The organism is Pseudomonas sp. P7759, from assembly GCF_013386445.1.
Classification (GTDB): Bacteria; Pseudomonadota; Gammaproteobacteria; order Pseudomonadales; family Pseudomonadaceae; genus Aquipseudomonas; species Aquipseudomonas azotoformans_A.
In genome coordinates this window covers 130,089-150,655 of the sequence record NZ_JACART010000007.1, presented here as the reverse complement: position 1 = coordinate 150,655, position 20,567 = coordinate 130,089, and the positions used below count along the sequence as shown (strand labels likewise).

Below are 20,567 nucleotides of genomic sequence, written 5' to 3'. Positions count from 1 at the left end.
CCTCTTATTGTTCTGTCAGCGCGCGCACATGGACGCCGCTCTCGAGGCGCGCCAACTGCGCGTGATCACTGATGCCGAAACCGATCTGCGTCACCGCCATCGCGGCAATCGCCGTGGCGCGGCGCAGGGTTTGCTCCGGCGTATCACCCGTGAGCAGACCGTGGAGCATGCCGGCCAGCAATGAGTCGCCAGCGCCGACGGTGCTGGCGACCGCGACCTTGGGCGGCGTGGCGTGCAGCGACACGCCTGGGCTGTGCCAGCTCACGCCCGCAGCGCCGTCGGAAACCACCACGTGTTCCACACCCTGTTGATGCAATTGGCTGATGGCATCCGGGGCATTACCCAGTGCGTCGGCCAGTTCTTCGGTATTGGGTTTGACCAGCCACGGGCCAGCCTGCAAGCCGGCGCGCAACGCTTCGCCGCTGGTGTCCAGGGCGACTTTCAAGCCAAGGTTTTTCAGTTGTTCGAGCATTTTTTGAAACCACTGCGGGCTGACGCCGCGCGGCAAGCTACCTGCCACGACCACCGCATCGAATTCCGGGCCGACGATGGCGATGAGCTTGAGCAGTTCTGCTTGCGCCTCGTCACTGACCAGCGGCCCAGGCGCATTGATATCGGTGACCCGGCCATCCTGCTCGGCAATCTTGATGTTGCTGCGTGTCTCGCCCGGTACACGAATGAACGCATTGCCAAATCGACGGCGGGCGATCAGCGCGTCGAACGCCTGGGGGTTTTCTTCACCGAGAAACCCACCCACGCTCACCTGATGGCCCAGGTCGGCCAGCACCTGCGCCACGTTCACGCCCTTGCCGGCAGCATGGGTCAGCAGGGTTTCGCTACGGTTGACTTCACCCGGTTCCAGGCGCGCCAAGCGTACCGTCAGGTCCAACGCCGGGTTCAGCGTCAGGGTCAGAATCCTTGCCATCTACACGGCCTCCACTAGGGCTCGCACTTCGGCGGGCGAGCCCACCGCCAGTGCTTGTTGCGCCAGGCCCTGGGCCTCGCTCAGACTGAATTCGCGCACGCGCGCCTTCACTTCGGGGATGCTGCGGGCCGACACACTCAGCTCATCGACACCCAGGCCGATCAACACCGGCACGGCCAACGGATCAGCCGCCAGCTCGCCGCACACGCCGACCCACTTGCCATGGGCATGGGCGGCGCGCACGGTGATGTCGATCAGTTGCAACACCGCCGGGTGCAGGCCATCGGCCTGGGCCGACAGGGTCGGGTGGCCACGGTCAATGGCCAGGGTGTACTGGGTCAGGTCATTGGTGCCGACGCTGAAGAAGTCCACTTCCTTGGCCAAGACCGGCGCGAGCAACGCGGCCGACGGCACTTCGATCATGATGCCCAGTTGCAGGTCTGCCACCGGTATTTCCAGGCGCAGGCGCTCGGTCATGTCGCGCGCCGCGCGCCATTCGTCAACACTGCCGACCATGGGGAACATGATGCGCAGCGGGCGGTTGTCCGCCGAACGCAGCAGCGCCCGCAGTTGCGCTTCCATGATCTGTGGGCGCTGCAAGGTCAGACGAATGCCGCGCACGCCGAGGAAGGGGTTTTCCTCTTGGGCGATCGGCCAGTAAGGCAGCGGTTTGTCGCCCCCCACATCCAAAGTGCGCACCACCAGCGGGCGACCAGCGAGGCCATCGAGGACGCGACGGTATTCGGCTTCCTGGGTGGCTTCGTCCGGTGCTTGCGGGTGGGCCATGAAAATCAATTCGGTGCGCAGCAAGCCAATGCCTTCGGCGCCCTGCTCCACCGCGCTGGCAACGCCGGCGCTTTCGCCGATGTTGGCAAACACTTCCACGGCATGACCGTCGCGGGTCAGGGCCGGTTCATGGCGCTGCGCCGAGGCGGCTTGCAGGCGTTGTTCGCGGGTATCGCGCTCGACCGTAGCGCGTTGCAGGGTCGCGGCGTCGGCGTCCACATGCAGGCGGCCGCGCTGGCCATCCAACAATAAGGGTGTGCCCGAGGCCAGCAGTAACACCGACGCGCCGGCACCGACCAACGCCGGAATCCCCAGCGCGCGGGCGACGATGGCGCTGTGGGCCGTCGCGCCGCCACGGGCGGTGAGGATCCCGGCGACGCGCGCCGGGTCCAGACGCGCCACATCGGACGGACCGACTTCGTCCATCACCAGAATGTAAGGTTCGCTCGGCTCCTGGGCGCTTTCGACGCCACACAATTGCGCCAGCACACGACGGCCGACGTCACGCAGGTCGGCGGCGCGCTCGGCGAGCAGCGCGTCCTGCAACGACTCCTGCTGCTTGGCGGCCGCTTCGATCACACTCATCCACGCCGCTTCAGCGCTTTCGCCTTGCTTGAGGCGGGTGTCGACTTCGTCGGTGAGTTCCGGGTCGTCGAGCATTTCCTGGTGGGTGATGAAAATCTCGCGGATCGCCTTGGATTGACTGCGCTCTATCAGCCCTTGGATATCACGGCGCACATCGGCCAAGGCGCCGTGCAGGCGCTGGCGCTCGATGGCGGAAGATTCGCCACGCAAGGGGTAGTCGAAGACCTGCTGCACCTGGATATGCGCAGGGCCGATGGCAATGCCCGGCGCGGCGGCGATGGCCTGGATCTGGCTGCCGGCCAAGGGTGCGCTGAGCACTGGCTCGATATCGACGACTTCAGGCGGGGCGCTTTGGGTTGGCAGCGGCTCGACCTCTTCACCCAGGCCCTCTTGCACCGCCGCCAACAGCGCGGGCAGCGCGTCGCCGGCAATGGCTGGCTCGGCGACAAACTCCAGCACCTGGCCGCGACGCGCGCCGAGGCTCAGCAGTTTGCTCAGGCTTTTTACCGACACGGCGCCCACGGGGCCATCGACGATGCGCACACGCAGGTCGCCTTCAAAACTTTTCGCCAACTGCGCCAGGATCTTCGCCGGGCGCGCATGCAGGCCGTGGGCGTTGGCCAGGGTGATGCGCGCAGTGGGCCAGTCGGGCGGCAATTCACCGCCCAGCACTTCAAGCACGGCGCGGCTGCTGGTGGCGCGGCCGAGTTCCTGGCCGCGCCCTTCGATGAGCAAGGCGCACAAGCGTTCGAGCAACGTCTGGTGGGCTTCGCCCAGGCTGGCCAGGCAGAACAGGCCGTTGAGCGGCTGACCGAGGTAGCGCATGGGTTTGTCCGGGGTGACAAACGCCAGCCCTGGGCGCTTGACGGTCTGCTCGCTGTGCAACCACCACAGGCCATCGCCCAGGGGCAACGCATCCACTTGCTGCAACACGGCGGCGAAACCATTGCTTACACAATCTGCCTGACGCAACAGCCGCGCACCGCGCCAAACCAGTTCTTCGAAGTCGTCGGCGGACACGCCCAGGCTGATCATCTGCGCATCCAGCGCCAGTTCCTGCGGCGCACCTTGCAACAGTTTCAACAGCGCTTCGGCACTGCCGGCACGGCGCAGGGCCTGGCCCAGGTCGGTTTCACCGAGGGCGCGGGTGAGCAGTTGCAACAGGCGCAGGTGTTCGTCGGATTTGGCGGCAATGCCGATGGCCAGGTACACGATCTGGCCGTCGCCCCAGTCCACCCCTTCGGGGAACTGCAGCAGGCGCACACCGGTGGAGAACACCTGGTCACGGGTTTCGGGGGTGCCGTGGGGGATGGCGATACCTTGGCCGAGGAAGGTCGAGCCTTGGGCTTCACGGGCTTGCAAACCGCTGAGGTAACCCTCGGCGACCAGGCCGTCGGCCACCAGTTTTTCAGCGAGCAGGTGCAAGGCAGCAGATTTGTCCACGGCCACCTGGCCCATGGAAATCTGCTCTACAGTGAGCTCAAGCATGCCGTTCTCCTAGTTAGTGCAGTGGCGCACTAGGTATTGTTTTAAACAAACAGTGTAAAGGGTGTTCAGGTTTTACTGACTGAGCAGTCAATTGGCAGTAGCCACTCAGTCGCGAACGTCGTAAAAATACGCTGGCTGAAACGTTTAATCTATAGTTTATGGAAGACTACGCGTTAATTGCGCATCCTTGAAGAACCACTCGGCGCTTGAGCCAGGACATTGGTCGTGTACAGGAATCGGTTACGATTGGAGAAAATGTCGGGGCAAGCTCCAGAAAACAAGGAAATCCCGGTTTGAAACTCAGTGATATCGCCCGTCTCGCCGGTGTGTCCGTGACCACCGCCAGCTACGTCATCAATGGCAAGGCTGAACAGCAACGCATCAGCAGCGCCACCGTCGAACGGGTGCGTGCCGTGGTCCAAGCCCATGGCTTTACCCCCAACCCCCAGGCCGCCGGGCTGCGCAGTCGGCACACGCGCACCTTGGGCTTTATCCTGCCCGACCTGGAAAACCCCAGTTATGCACGCATCGCCAAGCTCCTGGAGCAAGGGGCGCGGGCGCGCGGCTATCAACTGCTGATCGCCAGTTCCGACGATGACGCCGACAGCGAGCGCCAACTGCTGCAACTGTTCCGCGCCCGACGCTGTGATGCGCTATTTGTCGCCAGCTGCCTGCCGGCCAGTGATGACAGTTACCGTGAGTTGCAGGCCAAGGGGTTGCCGGTGATTGCCATCGACCGGGTGATGGGCGCGGATCAATTCTGCTCGGTGGTCAGCGACGACCGCCAGGCGTGCCAGCAACTGACCAGCAGCCTGTTGCAGCCATTGCCCAAGCAGATCGTATTGATCGGCGCACGGCCCGAGCTGAGTATCAGCCAGGAACGTGCCGCCGGTTTCCGTGAGGCCCTCGACGGGTTCACCGGTGAAGTGATCGTCGAACACGGTGAAGCCTTCAGCCGCGACTGTGGCCGACAGCTGATGGAGCAACTTCTGCAGCAACTGGGGCATTTGCCTGACGCGCTGGTGACCACGTCCTACGTACTGCTGCAAGGCGTGTTCGACGCGCTGCATGACTTTCCGCTCAAATCACGGCCGCTGCGCCTGGGCACCTTTGGTGATACCCAGTTGCTGGACTTCCTGCCGCTGCCGGTCAACGCCATGGCCCAGCAACATCAACTGATCGCCGAGACCGCCCTACGCCTGGCCCTGGCCGCAATTGAAGAAGAACAGTACCAACCGGGCGTACATGCCATCGGCCGGACGTTCAAGCAGCGTATTCACGAGGCGTGAGCGTGGAGCTGATCGACACCCACACCCATTTGGACTTCCCCGATTTCGACAGCGATCGCCGGGAAGTCCTCGTTCACAGCCGAGCACTGGGCGTGCGGCGTATGGTGGTATTGGGGGTGTATCAGCAGAATTGGCAGCGGTTGTGGGACCTGGTGCAAGCGGACGAAGGCTTGTTCGCTGCCTTTGGCCTGCACCCGGTGTACCTCGATGACCATCGCCCCGCCGACCTGACGGAGTTGGGCGACTGGCTGACTCGCCTGCACGGCCACCGGCAGCTGTGCGCCGTGGGCGAAATCGGCTTGGACTACTTTCTCGAACAACTGGACCGCGAACGCCAGCAAAGCCTGTTTGAAGCGCAGCTAAAATTGGCGGTGGACTTCCAACTGCCGGCGCTGCTGCACGTGCGTCGCAGCCACGCCGCCGTGATTGCAACCCTCAAGCGCATTCGCCTGCCCCGTGGCGGCATCATCCACGCCTTTGCCGGTAGCCGCGAAGAAGCCCGCGAATACATCAAGCTCGGCTTCAAACTGGGCTTGGGCGGCGCGGCGACCTGGCCTCAAGCCCTGCGCATGCACAAGGTGCTGGCCCACCTGCCGCTGGACGCGGTGGTACTGGAAACCGACTCACCGGATATGGCGCCCGCGATGCACCCCGGCCAACGCAACAGCCCCGAACACCTGCCGGACATCTGCACCGCGCTCGCCGAGCGCATGAATACCAGCCCTCTATTGCTGGCCGAGGCGAGCACACGCAATGCGTGCGAGCTGTTCAATTGGTAGAGAAGGCGAGACCACTTGCAGCTCCAGCGTTATCCGCTGACGGTAGCGGGCATATCGCAGCACCAGGAAATGCACCAGCAGCACGATCAGCGAAATGTTGAATTGGCCGATCACACTGATCAACCCTACCCACTCTGTCACCAGTGCCACGATCAGTGCCGTGCAGGTCAACACCACCATGCTCGGTCGCACCAGTGCCCATTGGTCCAGGGACCTGAACTGACGCAACTGCCGAGGGCAGTTCAACTGCAAGATCCACTGGCAGTACGGGCAATCGAACGGTTCTTCGATGGCGATGGCATTCAGTTGCCAAGGCTTGAGATTAAAGGTGATGTCGCAATGGGCGCAGTGCCCCTTGATGCCGATTACAGCGTTCATCGCTGTGCCTCCCCAGGACTTGAAATCGAGTGAAACAATTTTCACCCATTCAAGGCCCCGGAAAAGAGACGCCGAGAAATCAGGACAAGCACCACGCCAGCAAACGACAAATCCTACATTCGAGTCTCACACCCGGAACGCGCCGATCAATTGCTTCAACTCGATCACCTGCACGGACAGTAGCCGGCTCGCCGCTTCGGTCTGGTGCGCGCCCTGCGCGGCATGTTCGCCAGCCCGATTGATTTCAACGATGTTCTGGTCGATATCGTGGGCGACGGCGGTTTGCTGCTCCACGGCGGCGGCAATCTGCTGGTTCTGATCGACGATCATTCCTACAGCACCGAGGATGTTTTCCAAGGCTTGCTGGACCTTTTCCGACTGGCCCACGGTGCCACTGGCCATTTCATGGCTGCTGCCCATGGCCTTCACGGCCGCCGCCACGCCGCTGTGCAGGCGACTGATCATCTGCTCGATTTCCTCGGTGGAGTGCTGGGTGCGCCGAGCCAGAGTACGCACCTCGTCCGCCACCACCGCAAACCCACGCCCTTGCTCGCCGGCCCGTGCGGCTTCGATGGCGGCGTTCAGGGCCAGCAGGTTGGTTTGTTCGGCGATGCTCTTGATCACTTCCAACACGCTGCTGATGGACTGGCTGTCAGTGGCCAACTGGTTAATGACCTTCACCGACTGATCGATTTCCGTGGCGAGCCGCGCAATGCTGCCCTGCTGCGACTGCACCAGGCCACGGCCGCTGACCGTTTCGTCGTTGACGCTTTGGGCACTGCTGACCGCCGCCGCGGCACTACGCGCGACTTCCTGCGCGGTGGACGACATCTGATTCATGGCCGTCGCCACCTGCTCGATCTGCGTGCGTTGCCCGGAAACGGCCTGATTGCTCTGGGCCGAGACCGTCTCCACCTGCCCGGCCTGTAACTCGACCTGGCCGACGGTGTGTCCGACGCGCTCGATCAAGTCGTGGATCTTCGCCACGGTGCCGTTGAATACCTGGCCCAGGTCACCCAGCTCATCGCGGCTATGGGCAACAAAGGTGACGGTCATATCACCGGCCGCCACCTTATCCATCATCGCGCCCAGGCGCCGCAGCGTGGTACGTGTGGACGCGTAGAAGCCCGCATACAAGTAGAAAATCAACAGGAACACCGCGCTCAGGGCCGAGACCAGCAGCACCATGTGCGTGCGGTTCTGTGCCAGGCGCTGTTCCAACTGTTGCCCGAGAAAGGTCAGCGTGGCGTCATCCAATTGGTAGGTCTGGGCCATCAACCGGCTGACATTGTCGTAGAAGTCCTGCCAGGGCGCGTCGAGGGTTTCGGCCATCACGACCTGTTCTTCAAACAACTCGCTGGCTTGCTTGAGGCTGGCGTTGCTGGCCTTGGCCAGGCTGTCGAGGGCCGCGTGCGCGGCTTTGCTGGAGCCCAGGGCATCCTGCAACTTCAAGCCATACTCGGCCTGGAGTTTTTCCAATTGCTGCAACAGCTCGTCAAAACGTGTGCTGGACGACGAGTTGAGAAAACCCTGGCCCAGGGAATACGCGCCCATTGCCCGGCCTTCGCCCAGGGTCTGGGTGACTTGCGGGGTCACACTGGTGATCAGTTCACTGAGTTGGCGCAGATCGCTTTGAGAATCGCGGCTCAAGCCGGATTGGCTGGCGATGATCTGGCTGAGCATCTGGGCCTTGTTGAGCAATTTGCCGATCAGGGCACTTTTACTCAGCAGCGAGGTTTCCTGCTGTTGGGCCTTGAAGGCAGCGATCAACTCGTCGCGCTTGGCGTCAAAAGCGGCGATTTGCTCGGGCTCGGTCGTCATGGCGTTGAGGCTTTGCAGGCGGTTCAGCACGCTTTGTTCCAAAGCGCTGATCTTGCCCTCAAGGTCGCCCGCCTTACCGGACTGGCCCAACGTGGCGTTGATCTGCACCTGGTTGTTGAGGGTTTCCAGGTCGCGGCGCAGGGCCAGGCTGCTGCCGAGCAGGTCGAGGCTTTGCAGCTCGACGCGTGTGCCCTGGAATTCACGCCACGAATCACGCACCAGATAATAGTTGGTCGCCAGCATCGGCAGCAGGAACTACACGCTGATCAGGCTGAACTTCATGCCGAAGCTCAGGCGATTCATCAGCGCGACGGCGGGATAGAGCAAGCTCTTCACAGGTGAACTCCCTTTCTTTTATTTTTATTGAGGCGCAGGGCGGCAGTTAGCCAGCATCTGTATAGCTCAATTTGAAAGGGAGTTTTGTAACTTAAGGTTAATGAGATCAGCCGTCAGGGCAGCACCGTCCAGATGGCAAACCCGGCATACCACAGCACCGCCGCGCGCAGCAGCAGTTCCCACAGTCGGTCCAGGCTGTTGATGCCATCGGGGCCGACCGCTGGAGGCGGGATTTCAGCGGCGACCAGGCCAACTTTTTCCACCAGTTGGGCAGCGCTGATGTCCCAGCTCAGCAGTTCGTGGAGCATCACACGGCCGACCGCGACGAAGTTACCCACCAGGGCAAAACTGGCCGCCAGCAGGCGCACCGGCAGCCAGTCAAATGCGTGGCGCAGTTGCCCGGCCCGCTCGGCCACCAGAGGGTTCTTGCTGTGTTCACTGGCCAGTGCGAGCAGGCGATAAGCCAACGCAGCCACCGGGCCCAACAGGAAGTACCAGAAAATCACCGCAAAAAAGCTCTGGTAGGCCTGCCACAACAGATGGCCCTGGACGCGCTCGAGCAATTGTTCGCCACTGTCGGCGCTCAGGTTCAAGTCACGCTCAGCCACGTGCTCGGCGGCTTGCAGGTCGCCACGTCGCCAGGCATCGCGAAAAGGGCCAAGCCCGGCGAGCAGGTCACCACGGCCCAGGCTGTAGATCACCACCAACAGGTGCACCGGCAGTGCCAAGAGCCCGTAAGCCACCGGCTCCAACACCAGCAGCAACAACGCCAGCAACGCGACCGGCAACAACACCAGCAATGCCAGGATCAGCCAGGGCTGCTTGCCCATGCGCGGGCTCGATTCCAGCTTGGCCAATTCACGCAGCCAACCGCCATCACGCTGCAACCGCAGGCGCAAGGCCGAGAATTTCTCGATCCAGACCGCCAGCACCAACACCAGGAAACTCATCGTGCGTGTCCTCCATCCTGCAGGGCGCTGCGAAAGCGCGTCCAATCAAAAGCCGGGCCGGGATCGGTCTTGCGACCCGGAGCGATATCGCTGTGACCACAAATGCGCTGGGGCGTGATGCCGGGGTAAGCCGCCAGCAACTGGCGGGTCAGGTCGATCAATGACGCATATTGAGCGTCAGTGAACGGCTGGTCATCCGTGCCTTCGAGTTCCACCCCCAGGGAAAAGTCATTGCAGGTGTCCCGCCCCTCGAACTGCGAGATCCCGGCATGCCAGGCCCGGTCGAGACAGGACACAAACTGCGTCACCGCACCGTCACGCTCAATCAGAAAATGCGCAGACACCCGTAGGTCGGCAATCCCTTCAAAGTAGGGATGTTCCGTGACATCCAGGCGGTTCTGGAAAAACTCCTGCACTTTACCGGTGGCGAACTGCGCCGGTGGCAGGCTGATGTTATGCACCACCAACAGTGAGATCTCGCCGGCGGGGCGCTCGTTGAAGTTGGGCGAAGGGCAATGACGGATGCCCTGGCACCAACCGCTGGTGGGGTCCAACTGCATACAGGTTCCTTGAACGAGACAAAGTGTGTCCAGTATGCCGCGTTCGACCCTCAGGTTGCGATCACTTGCCGTGATTGAGTTGACGCAGCTTGCCCACGACGGCGGTCAAGGCACGCTCGAACAAGGGGCCGTCGTCCAAGGTGTGCAGCGCGCCGCTTTTGAACGCCAATGCCAACTGGCCCGCGCTTTTCTCCAACACCTTGAGCCCCGTGCGACTAGTGAAGATATAGGTGTCGGACGGTGCCATGATCGCCGTCAGACGGCAGCGCAACGTAGTGGCGTCGTCTTCCTCAAACACCACCCAACCACCGATCTTGAGCTGGTGAGCCTTGATCCGGTGGGGGTCGTTGTCCGGCAGATCGCGGACCGGGTCGGGTGACGCCGAGCTCAGCACAAAGGGTTCACACACTTCGATCCACTCGTCGACACCTTCAGGTGCCTGGACATGCAAGGCCTGCAAACGCACAAAAAACTCGCGGGTACTGAAGGGGTCGAACGCGGCACTGGTCAATCCGTCTCGCAAGGCCTTGAGCAAGCCCGGCAGTTGTTCCAGCAAAGGGTGCCCGGCTTCTGTGTCTTGCTGCAGGCCGACGCTCCAGATCAATTCATCCATGGTGCGCAGCCCCGCCTGCCATTGCACCGATTGCTCGCCATGCTTGAGGCTGGCCAGCAACAGTACCTGGCTCCAGGCCTGCTGCAGGAACTGCACGACCGGACGCGGCAGGGTCTTGCCCAACAACCGTTTGTTCAACACATCGGCTACGCGCTGGCGGGCCGCTTCGGTGCGCACGCGACCGGCTTCGGCATCGCGGGTATGCTGCTCAAGCAAGTCGCTGCGCCGCCGTTCATCCGCGCTAAACGCGCTGAACTCGGCGAGCAGCTGGGAAAAAATGGTCGCATCTTCGACAAATTCATTGAGCAAGCGCTGCACGACCTGCTCGATGCGCAGGTACAGATGGTCGCGCTGAGTGCCGCCCATGGCAGCGGTCGCGATTTCATTGAGCAGGCGCCGCGCCGGGTGGCTGGTGCGACTGAAGAGGCTCTTGTCCAGCACCGCGACTTTCAGCATGGGGATCTGCAGACGACCGATCAAGGCCTTGAAGGCATCGGGCACGGCGCGGTCGTTGAGGATGAATTCGAACAGCAGCGCGATCAGGTTGATCACATCTTCGTCCGCATCCTCCACCACCCGCGACTTGCCACTCTTGACGCTGACGCGCGTGAGCAACTGCTCAAGCTGGTTGCGCAGGTCGAAATCATCCTCGACCTCAGGCTCCGGCACGTACTGCTGCAAATGGGAGAGCAGACGCAGCAAGTCACGGGTGGCGATGGGCAACGGTTCGGCGCTGGCTTCAAGCGTCGGCGCCACGCTACCGCGTACCGCGGTGAGTAATGGCTGGAGCGCGGCGAAGGCTTCCTGGCCATTTTCGTCGACCGGCGGCAAGGTTTCTTCGCGCGCAAGCTCACGGACCGCACGCGCCTCAAGCCGACGGGACGGTACGGCCTTGAGCTCAGGCAAAACGCCGGTTGCGACCAACAACTGATTGGCTTCGCCGTACAGTTGGTCAGCATCGCTGAGCACGTATTTTTCAAACAGCTTGAGCATGATCAGCTTGACGCGGATCTCCACGCCCAGGCTGCGCCCCGCCCGCAGGAAAAACTCACACAAGAGCGCAGGCCCCAGAGGGTTTTCGCGATCATCCAGGCGGTTGCCGAGCAATGCACTCAAGCGCGCCGTGAGTTGCTCCAAGGCCAAGCCATCACGATGCCGCACCCGGCCCAGCATGGCTTCAAGCGCCACGGCTTTTTCCAGGTCATCCTTGGAAGAACCCGGGGCCGCGTCGTAGGAAACCACCGGCACCAACTGCAATTCCCCGCCCCCTGCCTGACCCAGACTGGCGAAGGCTTCAAACAGGCGCTCCATGAATACACGCTCGAAATTCTTGCGCTTGAGGCGCAAGTCGCGCATGGCTTCAAAGAAAATATGGTGATCGAGGTTGTTCCGCGCCTTGTCGGCCATTTCGAACAAGGTGTCATCAGCGTTATCGAACAGATCCTGCAGGCCCTGCTGCAACTGTTGCGCCGCCTTGTCGCGCACCTGCAGCAACACCACCGGCAGTCGGGCGAGCGGCGATGGCGTGGCGGACGCCTTGTTGAAGGGCACCACCTTTCCGTCATTGTGCATCCTGGCCTCCTGAAACGGGGTATGGGTCTGAACGTCAAAGCTATGACGCCAATTGCAAGGCGCGAGATTATCTTGCAAATGAGGGCGGTTGCGCCAGCAAACTCTGCCTTTGCGCGGTAAATGAGTAGCGAGCCTGGGTTCGAACGCGCACTGCCCCTATAATCGGGGCACTTTGTCTGTGGAGCCTGTTATGCCGAATCTCCGTCTTGCCGACCTCACCGCCGAAATCGAAGCCAACGTGCGCCGCGCACTGCTGGAAGATATCGGCAGCGGCGACATCACTGCGCAGTTGATCCCGGCCGAACGGCTGGCCACGGCGACCATCATTACCCGTGACGAAGCGGTCATCGCCGGTACGGCTTGGGTAGATGCGGTGTTCCGCCAGTTGGACCCTCGGGTCGCGGTGCATTGGCAGGTGGCCGACGGTGAACGCGTGAGCCCCAACCAGGTGCTGTTCCACCTTGAAGGCCCGGCACGTTCGCTGCTCAGCGGCGAACGCTGCGCACTGAATTTCCTGCAGTTGCTCTCCGGTGTCGCCACCCGTGCGCAATTCCTGGCGGATTTTGTCGCCAGCACCCAGGTCAAGCTGCTGGACACCCGCAAAACCCTGCCGGGGCTGCGCTTGGCGCAGAAATACGCGGTGACCTGCGGCGGCTGCCACAATCACCGGATCGGTTTGTATGACGCGTTCCTGATCAAGGAAAACCATATTGCGGCCTGTGGCGGCATTGCCCAGGCGATCACGGCCGCCCATAAGATCGCCCCCGGCAAACCGGTGGAGATCGAAGTGGAAAGCCTGGATGAACTTCGCGAAGCCCTGGTGGCGGGCGCGGATATCATCATGCTCGATGAGCTGAGCCTGGAGGATATGCGCGAAGCCGTGCGCCTGAACGGCGGCAAGGCGAAGCTGGAGGCCAGCGGCGGGATCAATGAAAGCACCCTGCTGCCCATTGCGCAGACCGGGGTGGATTACATCTCGATTGGCGCGATGACCAAGGATGTGAAGGCGGTGGATTTGTCGATGCGGCTGAGTATCTAAGTAGGAGCAAGCCCACTGTGGCGAGGGAGCTTGCTCCCGCTGGACCGGGCTGGCGCTCCAGTGCGAAGCACTCCCTATTCCGATACCGTGGATGTATCTGATTATCGGGGCTGCTTCGCAGCCCAGCGGGAGCAAGCTCCCTCGCCACAACAAGCCCGCCCATTCAAAGCGTTTAGACCACCAAGTCATTCATCTCGCAATACTCTTCCCATTCGACACCCAGCACCTCGGCCGCCTCTTTGTGCAAGGCCAGCCGTGCCGCTTCAAACGCTTCCGGGGTCGATGTGTACTTGAGGGTCAGCTCCCAAGGCTGGTAGCCCTGGCTCTCGGCCTCGTCCTCGAATGCCCACTGAATCTGGTCGCGCTGATCATCGGCGCTCAGGTCCTTGATCTCTTCTTTGAGCTGCGGCGTGTCCTCAAGGTACTTCTTGAGTGCTTCTTCGTGCCGAACTTCCTGGGTCATTTCAGTCGTGGTCATGTTGTTCTCTTAGATCGAGGAATGGGGATGCATCTGGGTCATCAAGGTTGCACAGATATAAAAGAACTGGCGCAAATGCCGGCTCGTCTGGCCTTCAGAACCATTCTGGGATCAACTGAAAACAGTGCTGCCTTTGTTGCCTTTTTGCCCGAGACAGGAATCGCATTTGACGATCATTAACCAGCATTTACTGGCCGCCTCCGGATACCGCATAAACCGCTGTACTAGCCAGTGTACTTTTTAGGTTTCGCTGGGCCCTTTCGAGCCCTGGTCGCCAAACGATAATAGGCACTCTGATCAAAGAGCGCCACCTTGCAGCTACGCCCAGGCCAGCAGCTCAACCTGAACGGTGCACTGGGCAAGCGTGACGGCAACCTGCGCACCGGTCGTGGTGTTGATCAGGATGCCCGATGACGCGCAGTTGGCCGAGAACGAACTCGCATCCAAGTTACACACTTGAATGCCGTAACTGTTTGGCGGGCCAATGTCTGTGCCCTGAGGGCTCATGCGGAACGCAACCCCAATAGGCCACCCGCCGACGGAAACCGTCAGAGTTACATGGACGTTAATCACATCAGGCACAAACCCTAACGCATGTGTGTATCCGGCGGCCGTGACCGCCAGTGATAGATTGGCGGACCTCCAACGTCTAAAGCGCGGCAATGTCTCGACAGCCATAAGTCGAGTTGCCAGGCTGGCATATGCCGTGGCCAGGGATGCAGCCTCAGCGGAGCCAAGCGGGGTTATGACTCCAAATAGGCGAGTCATCCAGGCCCCGGTGGCGTGAGTCGGGTAGGTCTCGGATCCGTGTCGAGCGCCACCACCCGTTGGAACATCGCCAACGTTAGGTCCAGTGTATGGAAGGCCCGACAAAGAACGGTTGCTCGTGCTCGCTCCGGCCGGAGAGGTCGAGCTTATTGCACCTGCGGTTGTATCCACCCCGTCAACGGTGTTTGCCGCATCATCGCCACGACTTACCGTCCGGTGCTTGTGGGACTGCATCTGGTCACGTTTGATGAGCGTCGGACCAGACCCGCCACGCTCAAATACCGCACCATACGATCCAGACGACATCCCGTTGCGATCCCGCATCCGGAACTTGCCCGCGCTTGAGTTGGCAACGAAGCACGCTCTGTTTCCAGGGTCCGCGTTCCATTGCGCCTGCGTTACAGTCGGCAGCAGGCCTGCGTCTAGTGCGGCCGCGAAGCTAGGGTACACAGCGCGGTCAAGTTCCTGGCCGTCATCCAGAGCAAAACCAGCGAAGGGCTGAGGGCGATAACCCCAGGTCGACATGCCCATTTGTAGCCCGGCATTAGATGCAGCGATAGCCGATGCAGCCGCGGCGGCAGCAGAGCCGCCCGCGGCTCCTGCAGAGCCGGCTGCTGCACTTGCTGAATCGCCCGCTGCGCTCTTATACGAGAGCGCGTCCGCTGCCGATTGCTGCGCCTGTGCTACAGCTTCCAAGGCCAGCGCAGGTTGCTGCTCGATCTGTTCAAGGGACAGGTTTGAAGTGATCGGGTTGCCGTTAGCGTCGAACGCGAGCACCCTCAATCCGCGAACCGCTTTGGTTGGCAGCGGTGGAATCCCTTCCGGCTCTAAAAGGCTTACCGTCAGCGCCCGACTGCTGTCACGACTCAATTGTTTGACGGCCAGCCAAAGACGGTCAAAATCGCGGTTCACCGTCTCCGCTAGAAAATCCCCATTGATCTGATAGTCAGCCAAGCGCTGAAACGGAACGACCTGCTGAAACAACAAATCACCGGTCGGGGCGGCTGTAAAAGTACAGGTGCTTTGCGGGTTGCCGATGCCAGACAGGATAAACCCGGTAGTCACCGGAACACCGTTCAAGGTGATCTGCAGGTCGGCCGCGTCCAGCAGCAGGAATGGGATGGCGTACGCGGTGGCCACGCCATTGGCTGCGTAGCGTTTGAACGTTGGTCCGGGTTGAACTGACATGATTGGCCCCTGGTGGTGGCGGGCTAGTAGTCGACCTGCACTTCGTGCGTGCCCGCATCTGGACGCCAATTGTCACGACGGGTCTCTGTCGGTTTCCCGACTATTCGGCCAATGCGGACCGGGGTCTGGGCGATGCCGCCGGCGCCGGAATCGATGTAGTCGTCTTCCTGGTTGGTCAGCGCTGGATTGAAGTCGCGCATTTGATCCCAGATGATTTTTAGAACATCGACGTGGGCCCAAAGGAAACGAGCCGACAGCGGCGATTCGAAGGCGTCGAGGATGCGCTTTTGCTTGTTGGTGCTGGAATGTTCTTCCCCTACCCCGCAGCCCGTGCCTTTTAGCGCCTGCTTGAGGATCGCGGGGGCAAACCCGCCGGGCCCATTGGTCTCGATGATCACGCGCGGGATTTGGTACCGAACCACCAGTTCGCGGATCTGATGGACCTGCCCCCCATTGATCCTGCCCTTTTCATCGAACTCGGCAATTTCCCCAGTGAGCCCCACAGCCAGGTGCCAATAGAGCTGCCCGCGCGCGTCCGTCAGGATCAACGAAAACGCGGAGGCGTCTGACTTGATCTTACCCAGTGAGCAGTCCCAATAAGCGATGGCGCCAACGATCTGAGTGGCGCCAAGGTACATGGCCGCCGCATTGTTGGCGTAGCGCATAACCGGCTGAACGTCGTACGGGATGATGCGTGCAGGGTCTAGGCGTACCTCTGTGACGGGTTTCGAGTGGAGCTGATACTGCGAGTCCCATTCATTGATGGTGCGGGTCTCGCGGCGCCGAGTCTCCAGCGTCGCCATGTCGAAGCGTTCAGGCCAGGCGCTGCCGGCGTAGCAGTCAACCAATGTGCCGGGCGGCGTGAAGAAGGCGATACCAGTTTTCGTCTGCTGGTAATCCTTGCCCAGCACCAGTACGCGGGCGTGCTTGCCGATACCGGAGAACACCACTTCGGGCACAAAAGGCACGTCGTAGGCGTTCTGCTTGGCGTCCTCTATCCGGTGTTCCTGGGCGAACATGCGGATGGTGAGGCAGTCTGCCCCCATGCTTTCGAGTTCGTCGTACAGGCTATCGTGGGTATGCGGCGTGCCGATATAGAGCTTGCTACCACCGGGCACCAGGATGTGCGTCTGTTCGCCCAGGCGGTAGCGCAGCTTCTCTCTGGCCTCCGGTGTCTGGATGTTGCGCGGCACTTCAACGTCATCGTTCTGGCACTCGTCCGCACGGGCTGACGTGACGTTCGACAGGATGCCCTTGGCAAACATGCTGGCGTTACGGAAGTCGGAAGCACCTTCAACCCACCACTGCTCAACCGTGCCCTGGTTGGGTGGTAGTAGGTGTCGGGTCAGCGGGTGATTACGGATAACGTTTTGCGTGTCGCGGCTGGTCTTGTAAGCCGTGGGGTCCGACTCGGACTGGTGCAGGATTCGATAGGTCGGGTCCTTGTAGTAAAGCCAGGCGTTGTAGATCGCCAGCAGCGTCGACTTACCGAAGCCACGGAAACAACGCAAAACGGCCAGAGACCCTTTAGCCTCCAGCCATATAAGCGCCTGCACGTGGATAAACGGCACATCCCATCGCATGCGCCGCGCCCACAGCATGAAGAAAACCAGTAGGCTGACTTTCTTCTCTGGGTCAGTGGACATTCCCGGCCTTCTGCATCCGATCGATGATGGCCTGGGCCTCACGCTCGGCGGCAGCAAGTTCGCCGTCCAGTTCGTCAACAGCATGACCAGCATCCGGGGCTGGCTTCTGTCGGTTCATGATGCCGGCGATGTTCACGACCTTGAGCAGTAGGGTCATGGTGGCGGCGGCGTTCTTTTTGCACCAATAACGGTCCCCGCGTTCCTGCTGGGTAAGTTCGGTCGGAACCTTCTCGGCGCCCGGCCAGTTGTGCGGGTCGACCTCAGTGATGACAACTTCGCCAAGGCGTTCGCTCAAGGCTTGCAGGCGGGTGATCTGATCGTCGCGCATTATTTCGCTCCCACAGCTGCGCCCAGGTTCGGCGCCCGTGACGGTGTTGATTCGCCCGGCTCCCACCAGAATTCTTGATCAAAATCGCGCAGAGCTCTCTTTTGCATGCGCCCCAAATATCCTGGAGATAGGACCTCTTGCAGATCCTGAATAAGCGCATGCTCGATTGCGGCTTTCGTATACCAACTACGAACCAAGGGTGTGTTCTGATAACCAATCCTGAGTAGGTTAGCGCCAATGTCGGACGGGTCTGTCTCTTTTCCATTGGCTGCATTGAAGAAAGGTTTTCCAGCCGTTCCCATGACATCAAGTGCAGTACCAATTACCGGCCCCGCAAGCCCGACAAGGTTCGGCTGTCCGCCACGGTTGTCACCGCCCAGGCCAGTATTGAGAAGATCACCAAGAATACCGATGCCGCCGCCGCGCATTAGAGCCTGCCCCCAGAATCGAACATCATCCATATCCCTGGGGTCGCGCCCATTCATGATGTCCATAAGCTGATTGGTAACGGCACCAGATAACAGCATCCCGGAGAAAAGTGCCGCCGAGTAAGCAAGCTTTCCGCTACCTGACTCAATTTGCATAGCTCGCTTCCAGTGCCGCTCAAACATGGCGACACCGAAGGATTTGAACAGCGTCAGGTGCCGAAGGCCCTCGCTGCCCCATGTACCAGCACGCATGCCATGACGAAGCGTGGACCGCGTCATAAGTCCAGGGTTGATCGAAGTGAATTCTGACTCTTCTTGAATGTACCCAAGCAACTTGCCGATAGCGTCGTTCTTCTGCTTGCTACTGTATCCAGCCAGTCCCGCAACCGATTCAGGTGTCAGCATCTGCTGGCCGCGCCAATCCTCTGGCTTGGCTGCCTGCCATACCTCCCAGTCATCTTTCGTTATGCCGTAGCGCTCAAGTCGCGCCTGTAACGTTGGATCCTCTCCCCACCCTTTACGCGTGTCGGCTGCCATGCGGGACATCAGCTCAACCGAGAAAGAACGCCGAACCGCGGTGGTCCATCCCTGGAGAAGGGTTAGTTTCATCGTTGCGTTGGCGAGTTTCCCGGTCCACCCATTCGCCAGCATATCGCCGTGCAGGGAAACCAGATCATTGGTAATGCTGTCCATCGCCAAGGCCAGTTTGGCTGCGTCTGCACGGTACTCAGGAGACACGCTCTTAAGCGTGTTCAAAAGCGTCTTGCCCACTGGAATGCCATGATGGGCCGCCGTGATGGCCAGCGAGCTGAGATCGCCCACAATGGAAGAAACAAGCGTAGCCTGTAGCTTGGCCGCTACCATGAAGTTGCGTAGCCCCTGGTTGAACTCTGCAACCCGAGTGTTAACCGGTACGCCAAGATTTCCATTCAGAACGCTCCATACCATGTCAGGGGTGGCACCGAACTCAGTACCGGCGAACCAACCATCGTGACCTGCGTCCTTGATCTCGGCGGAATCAAGAAGCAACCGGTAAGTTTGGCCGGCGCTTGGTCCAAACTGCTCAATCAAGACCGTATCCTTGATCTGAGAGCGAACGGAGTTTTGCATCGCCTCAAACACAGAGGTCGGGCCGTAGCTGGTCATGTACTCCAGATAGGAATCCGCATCCTTGAAGTGGATTTGCCGATGCGCTTCATCAAACTTTGCGCCCCGGCTCGATCCGCCAGATGCCCCTGGGGTCATCTTGTTTAGGCCGCCGGTTTTTAGCGTTTCATGGGCCGCTGAAAGAAACTGCATGACACCGGCATCGTCCATTTGAGTGCCGTCTTCATTGAGATAACGGCGCCTGTCGAGACGCGCCAACACGAAATTCGCCCATAGTTCCTGCCCGGCTTTGCGGACCTTTGCCATATCGTGCGGTTGCGGGAGCCAGCCGTAGTCCAGCTTTCCAATCATGGCGCCGGCAGCATTCATCCTTGCGCTTATAGAATCCATTTGTTCCCGCCAGACCTTTGCGGCCTTGGCTGCGATCTGGTTTCCCGTGGACTGACCGAACACCTCGCGCACAAAATCACGCTCTGCGGCCTTGTTTGTGATGAAGCCCAAGAACTTTGGAGAGGCTGCGTCGATAACGTCCATTATCGAACTGAATGCGCGGTTGAATTCACCCTTCATGCGGGTATCGATCTGGCGCATGCGCTCGAACAGCGCCGAGTGATATGGCTGCTTTCCGCCCAGGGTTGCCGCGCGGGACTCTTGATTTGCAAGCTCGCGGGTCTGGGCAAGAATGTTGAGCCCCTTCCGCTGCGCCTGTTTCTCAACGGATGCGAGGTGATCAGCCATTGCAGCCTGTGCGGCTTGCAGCTGACGCTGAGCCTCTGTCATGGAGTTGAAAGCGGTAGGGTCAGTTCGTGCGAGATCGCGAACGTGATAGCTGATTTTGTCTTCGATGGCCTTGGCTTCGCCGGCCTTGAGGGGGCGGCCAATAGCCTGCTCGACTTCGGTGATGCACTCGGGGCGCATGGGCTTGCCTCCAATGGGGATGGAGGCAAGCCTATTAGCGAGGGATAGACGGTTTCCCGACTATTTATTATCTGTCGCTGATGTTGTGACCCATGCGACAAGCCTGCGAACTGCGAAAGGAATTGCAAATACTGCGAACCATGCGGCAGCAACGGGCGCCATAAGGATCAGAATAACTTCAAAAATCTGCATCGAGTATTTCTTGGCTGCAAACACAGTATTATCAAATGCAGTTGGAAATTCAGTTAAATATGAGCCTCCGCGAATGCATAAATCGTACCCCTGAGATGCCGCCTCCTGAGGGTTTGAAAGCCAGTCGACCTCTGCCTTCCCAGCTTTTACATCACTGATATATAAATCCATTTCTCGCCTGCAGTCGGCCTCTAGCTTGAGCCTCCAAGCATCCATACTCATGCCAGTGCTTGCCACATGCCTTTCGAGTGCAAGCTTTGTTAGAAGCGCAGTATTTTCTTTTTTTGCACTTTCAAGAATCGCCATAGTTCTTTCAGCGGCAATCCACAGGGATGGGGCCATTAGAATAAGTAGCACGACTACAAAAAGCCTGCGTTTATTAATTTTCGCCAT

16 protein-coding genes are annotated in these 20,567 nt (G+C 60.4%); 3 read left to right on the top strand and 13 right to left on the bottom strand.

Translation table 11 applies throughout. The features are described 5' to 3' along the window. Nucleotides 1-4 precede the first annotated feature (4 nt). Together pfkB and ptsP are read right to left on the bottom strand one after the other, a co-directional pair. Nucleotides 5-925, bottom strand: a complete 921-nt coding sequence (gene pfkB / locus HX823_RS09505) for a 1-phosphofructokinase (RefSeq protein ID WP_177074752.1) — start codon at nt 923-925, stop codon at nt 5-7. After that, nucleotides 926-3,784 carry a phosphoenolpyruvate--protein phosphotransferase gene (gene ptsP / locus HX823_RS09500; protein WP_177074751.1) on the bottom strand — a complete coding sequence of 953 codons (2,859 nt, stop codon included), beginning with the start codon at nt 3,782-3,784 and terminating at the stop codon, nt 926-928. 293 nt (nt 3,785-4,077) lie between these two features. Here ptsP and cra point away from each other — a divergent pair, with 293 nt between their 5' ends. Beyond that, complete coding sequence (gene cra, locus HX823_RS09495; protein WP_177074750.1) at nt 4,078-5,073, top strand: catabolite repressor/activator; 996 nt, start codon at nt 4,078-4,080, stop codon at nt 5,071-5,073. Between the two features lie 2 nt (nt 5,074-5,075). Beyond that, entirely contained in the window at nt 5,076-5,852 is a 777-nt protein-coding gene (locus tag HX823_RS09490; RefSeq protein WP_177074749.1) for a TatD family hydrolase, read from the top strand. On the opposite strand, the gene HX823_RS09485 is transcribed toward HX823_RS09490, so the two are convergent. The 5 genes from HX823_RS09485 to HX823_RS09465 form a co-directional block, all read right to left on the bottom strand. Next, nucleotides 5,799-6,230 carry a hypothetical protein gene (locus HX823_RS09485; protein ID WP_038846824.1) on the bottom strand — a complete coding sequence of 144 codons (432 nt, stop codon included), beginning with the start codon at nt 6,228-6,230 and terminating at the stop codon, nt 5,799-5,801. The two genes, HX823_RS09490 and HX823_RS09485, sit on opposite strands and share 54 nt — an antisense overlap. 126 nt (nt 6,231-6,356) lie before the next feature. Then, a complete protein-coding gene (locus HX823_RS32280) occupies nt 6,357-7,061 on the bottom strand; it encodes a methyl-accepting chemotaxis protein (protein ID WP_371317950.1) in 705 nt (234 codons plus the stop codon). A gap of 1,439 nt (nt 7,062-8,500) precedes the next feature. Beyond that, complete coding sequence (gene ampE, locus HX823_RS09475; RefSeq protein WP_177074748.1) at nt 8,501-9,337, bottom strand: regulatory signaling modulator protein AmpE; 837 nt, start codon at nt 9,335-9,337, stop codon at nt 8,501-8,503. After that, nucleotides 9,334-9,897 carry a 1,6-anhydro-N-acetylmuramyl-L-alanine amidase AmpD gene (gene ampD, locus HX823_RS09470; protein ID WP_177074747.1) on the bottom strand — a complete coding sequence of 188 codons (564 nt, stop codon included), beginning with the start codon at nt 9,895-9,897 and terminating at the stop codon, nt 9,334-9,336. The genes ampE and ampD overlap by 4 nt, the downstream gene beginning before the upstream one ends. 61 nt (nt 9,898-9,958) lie before the next feature. Further along, complete coding sequence (locus tag HX823_RS09465; protein WP_177074746.1) at nt 9,959-12,082, bottom strand: DUF1631 domain-containing protein; 2,124 nt, start codon at nt 12,080-12,082, stop codon at nt 9,959-9,961. A gap of 190 nt (nt 12,083-12,272) precedes the next feature. Here HX823_RS09465 and nadC point away from each other — a divergent pair, with 190 nt between their 5' ends. Further along, on the top strand, nt 12,273-13,121 hold the full coding sequence (gene nadC, locus HX823_RS09460; protein ID WP_177074745.1) for a carboxylating nicotinate-nucleotide diphosphorylase: 849 nt from the start codon (nt 12,273-12,275) through the stop codon (nt 13,119-13,121). 172 nt (nt 13,122-13,293) lie between these two features. Here the strand turns inward: nadC and HX823_RS09455 are convergent, their stop codons facing one another. The 6 genes from HX823_RS09455 to HX823_RS09430 all read right to left on the bottom strand — a co-directional run bounded on the left by HX823_RS09455 (nt 13,294) and on the right by HX823_RS09430 (nt 20,567). Next, complete coding sequence (locus tag HX823_RS09455; RefSeq protein WP_010213230.1) at nt 13,294-13,599, bottom strand: DUF6388 family protein; 306 nt, start codon at nt 13,597-13,599, stop codon at nt 13,294-13,296. Nucleotides 13,600-13,917: 318 nt separating this feature from the next. After that, a complete protein-coding gene (locus tag HX823_RS09450) occupies nt 13,918-15,555 on the bottom strand; it encodes a hypothetical protein (protein WP_177074744.1) in 1,638 nt (545 codons plus the stop codon). Nucleotides 15,556-15,578: 23 nt separating this feature from the next. Further along, complete coding sequence (gene terL / locus HX823_RS09445) at nt 15,579-17,201, bottom strand: phage terminase large subunit (RefSeq protein WP_177074743.1); 1,623 nt, start codon at nt 17,199-17,201, stop codon at nt 15,579-15,581. Further along, nucleotides 17,191-17,529, bottom strand: coding sequence for a hypothetical protein (locus HX823_RS09440; RefSeq protein WP_177074742.1), 339 nt, complete (start codon nt 17,527-17,529; stop codon nt 17,191-17,193). Before HX823_RS09440 ends, terL begins: the two co-directional genes overlap by 11 nt. After that, complete coding sequence (locus HX823_RS09435) at nt 17,529-19,982, bottom strand: hypothetical protein (protein WP_177074741.1); 2,454 nt, start codon at nt 19,980-19,982, stop codon at nt 17,529-17,531. Before HX823_RS09435 ends, HX823_RS09440 begins: the two co-directional genes overlap by 1 nt. 60 nt (nt 19,983-20,042) lie before the next feature. Continuing rightward, the gene (locus tag HX823_RS09430) at nt 20,043-20,567 is read right to left on the bottom strand and encodes a hypothetical protein (protein WP_177074740.1); all 525 of its coding nucleotides are present in this window, start codon (nt 20,565-20,567) and stop codon (nt 20,043-20,045) included.

What these genes read in the sequence shown, in the direction of transcription:
- pfkB (WP_177074752.1), bottom strand. Translation starts at nt 925, where the DNA reads ATGGCAAGGATTCTGACCCTGACGCTGAACCCGGCGTTGGACCTGACG.
- ptsP (WP_177074751.1), bottom strand. Translation starts at nt 3,784, where the DNA reads ATGCTTGAGCTCACTGTAGAGCAGATTTCCATGGGCCAGGTGGCCGTG.
- HX823_RS09485 (WP_038846824.1), bottom strand. Translation starts at nt 6,230, where the DNA reads ATGAACGCTGTAATCGGCATCAAGGGGCACTGCGCCCATTGCGACATC.
- HX823_RS32280 (WP_371317950.1), bottom strand. Translation starts at nt 7,061, where the DNA reads ATGTCGTCCACCGCGCAGGAAGTCGCGCGTAGTGCCGCGGCGGCGGTC.
- ampE (WP_177074748.1), bottom strand. Translation starts at nt 9,337, where the DNA reads ATGAGTTTCCTGGTGTTGGTGCTGGCGGTCTGGATCGAGAAATTCTCG.
- ampD (WP_177074747.1), bottom strand. Translation starts at nt 9,897, where the DNA reads ATGCAGTTGGACCCCACCAGCGGTTGGTGCCAGGGCATCCGTCATTGC.
- HX823_RS09465 (WP_177074746.1), bottom strand. Translation starts at nt 12,082, where the DNA reads ATGCACAATGACGGAAAGGTGGTGCCCTTCAACAAGGCGTCCGCCACG.
- nadC (WP_177074745.1), top strand. Translation starts at nt 12,273, where the DNA reads ATGCCGAATCTCCGTCTTGCCGACCTCACCGCCGAAATCGAAGCCAAC.
- HX823_RS09455 (WP_010213230.1), bottom strand. Translation starts at nt 13,599, where the DNA reads ATGACCACGACTGAAATGACCCAGGAAGTTCGGCACGAAGAAGCACTC.
- HX823_RS09450 (WP_177074744.1), bottom strand. Translation starts at nt 15,555, where the DNA reads ATGTCAGTTCAACCCGGACCAACGTTCAAACGCTACGCAGCCAATGGC.
- terL (WP_177074743.1), bottom strand. Translation starts at nt 17,201, where the DNA reads ATGTCCACTGACCCAGAGAAGAAAGTCAGCCTACTGGTTTTCTTCATG.
- HX823_RS09440 (WP_177074742.1), bottom strand. Translation starts at nt 17,529, where the DNA reads ATGCGCGACGATCAGATCACCCGCCTGCAAGCCTTGAGCGAACGCCTT.
- HX823_RS09435 (WP_177074741.1), bottom strand. Translation starts at nt 19,982, where the DNA reads ATGCGCCCCGAGTGCATCACCGAAGTCGAGCAGGCTATTGGCCGCCCC.
- HX823_RS09430 (WP_177074740.1), bottom strand. Translation starts at nt 20,567, where the DNA reads ATGGCGAAAATTAATAAACGCAGGCTTTTTGTAGTCGTGCTACTTATT.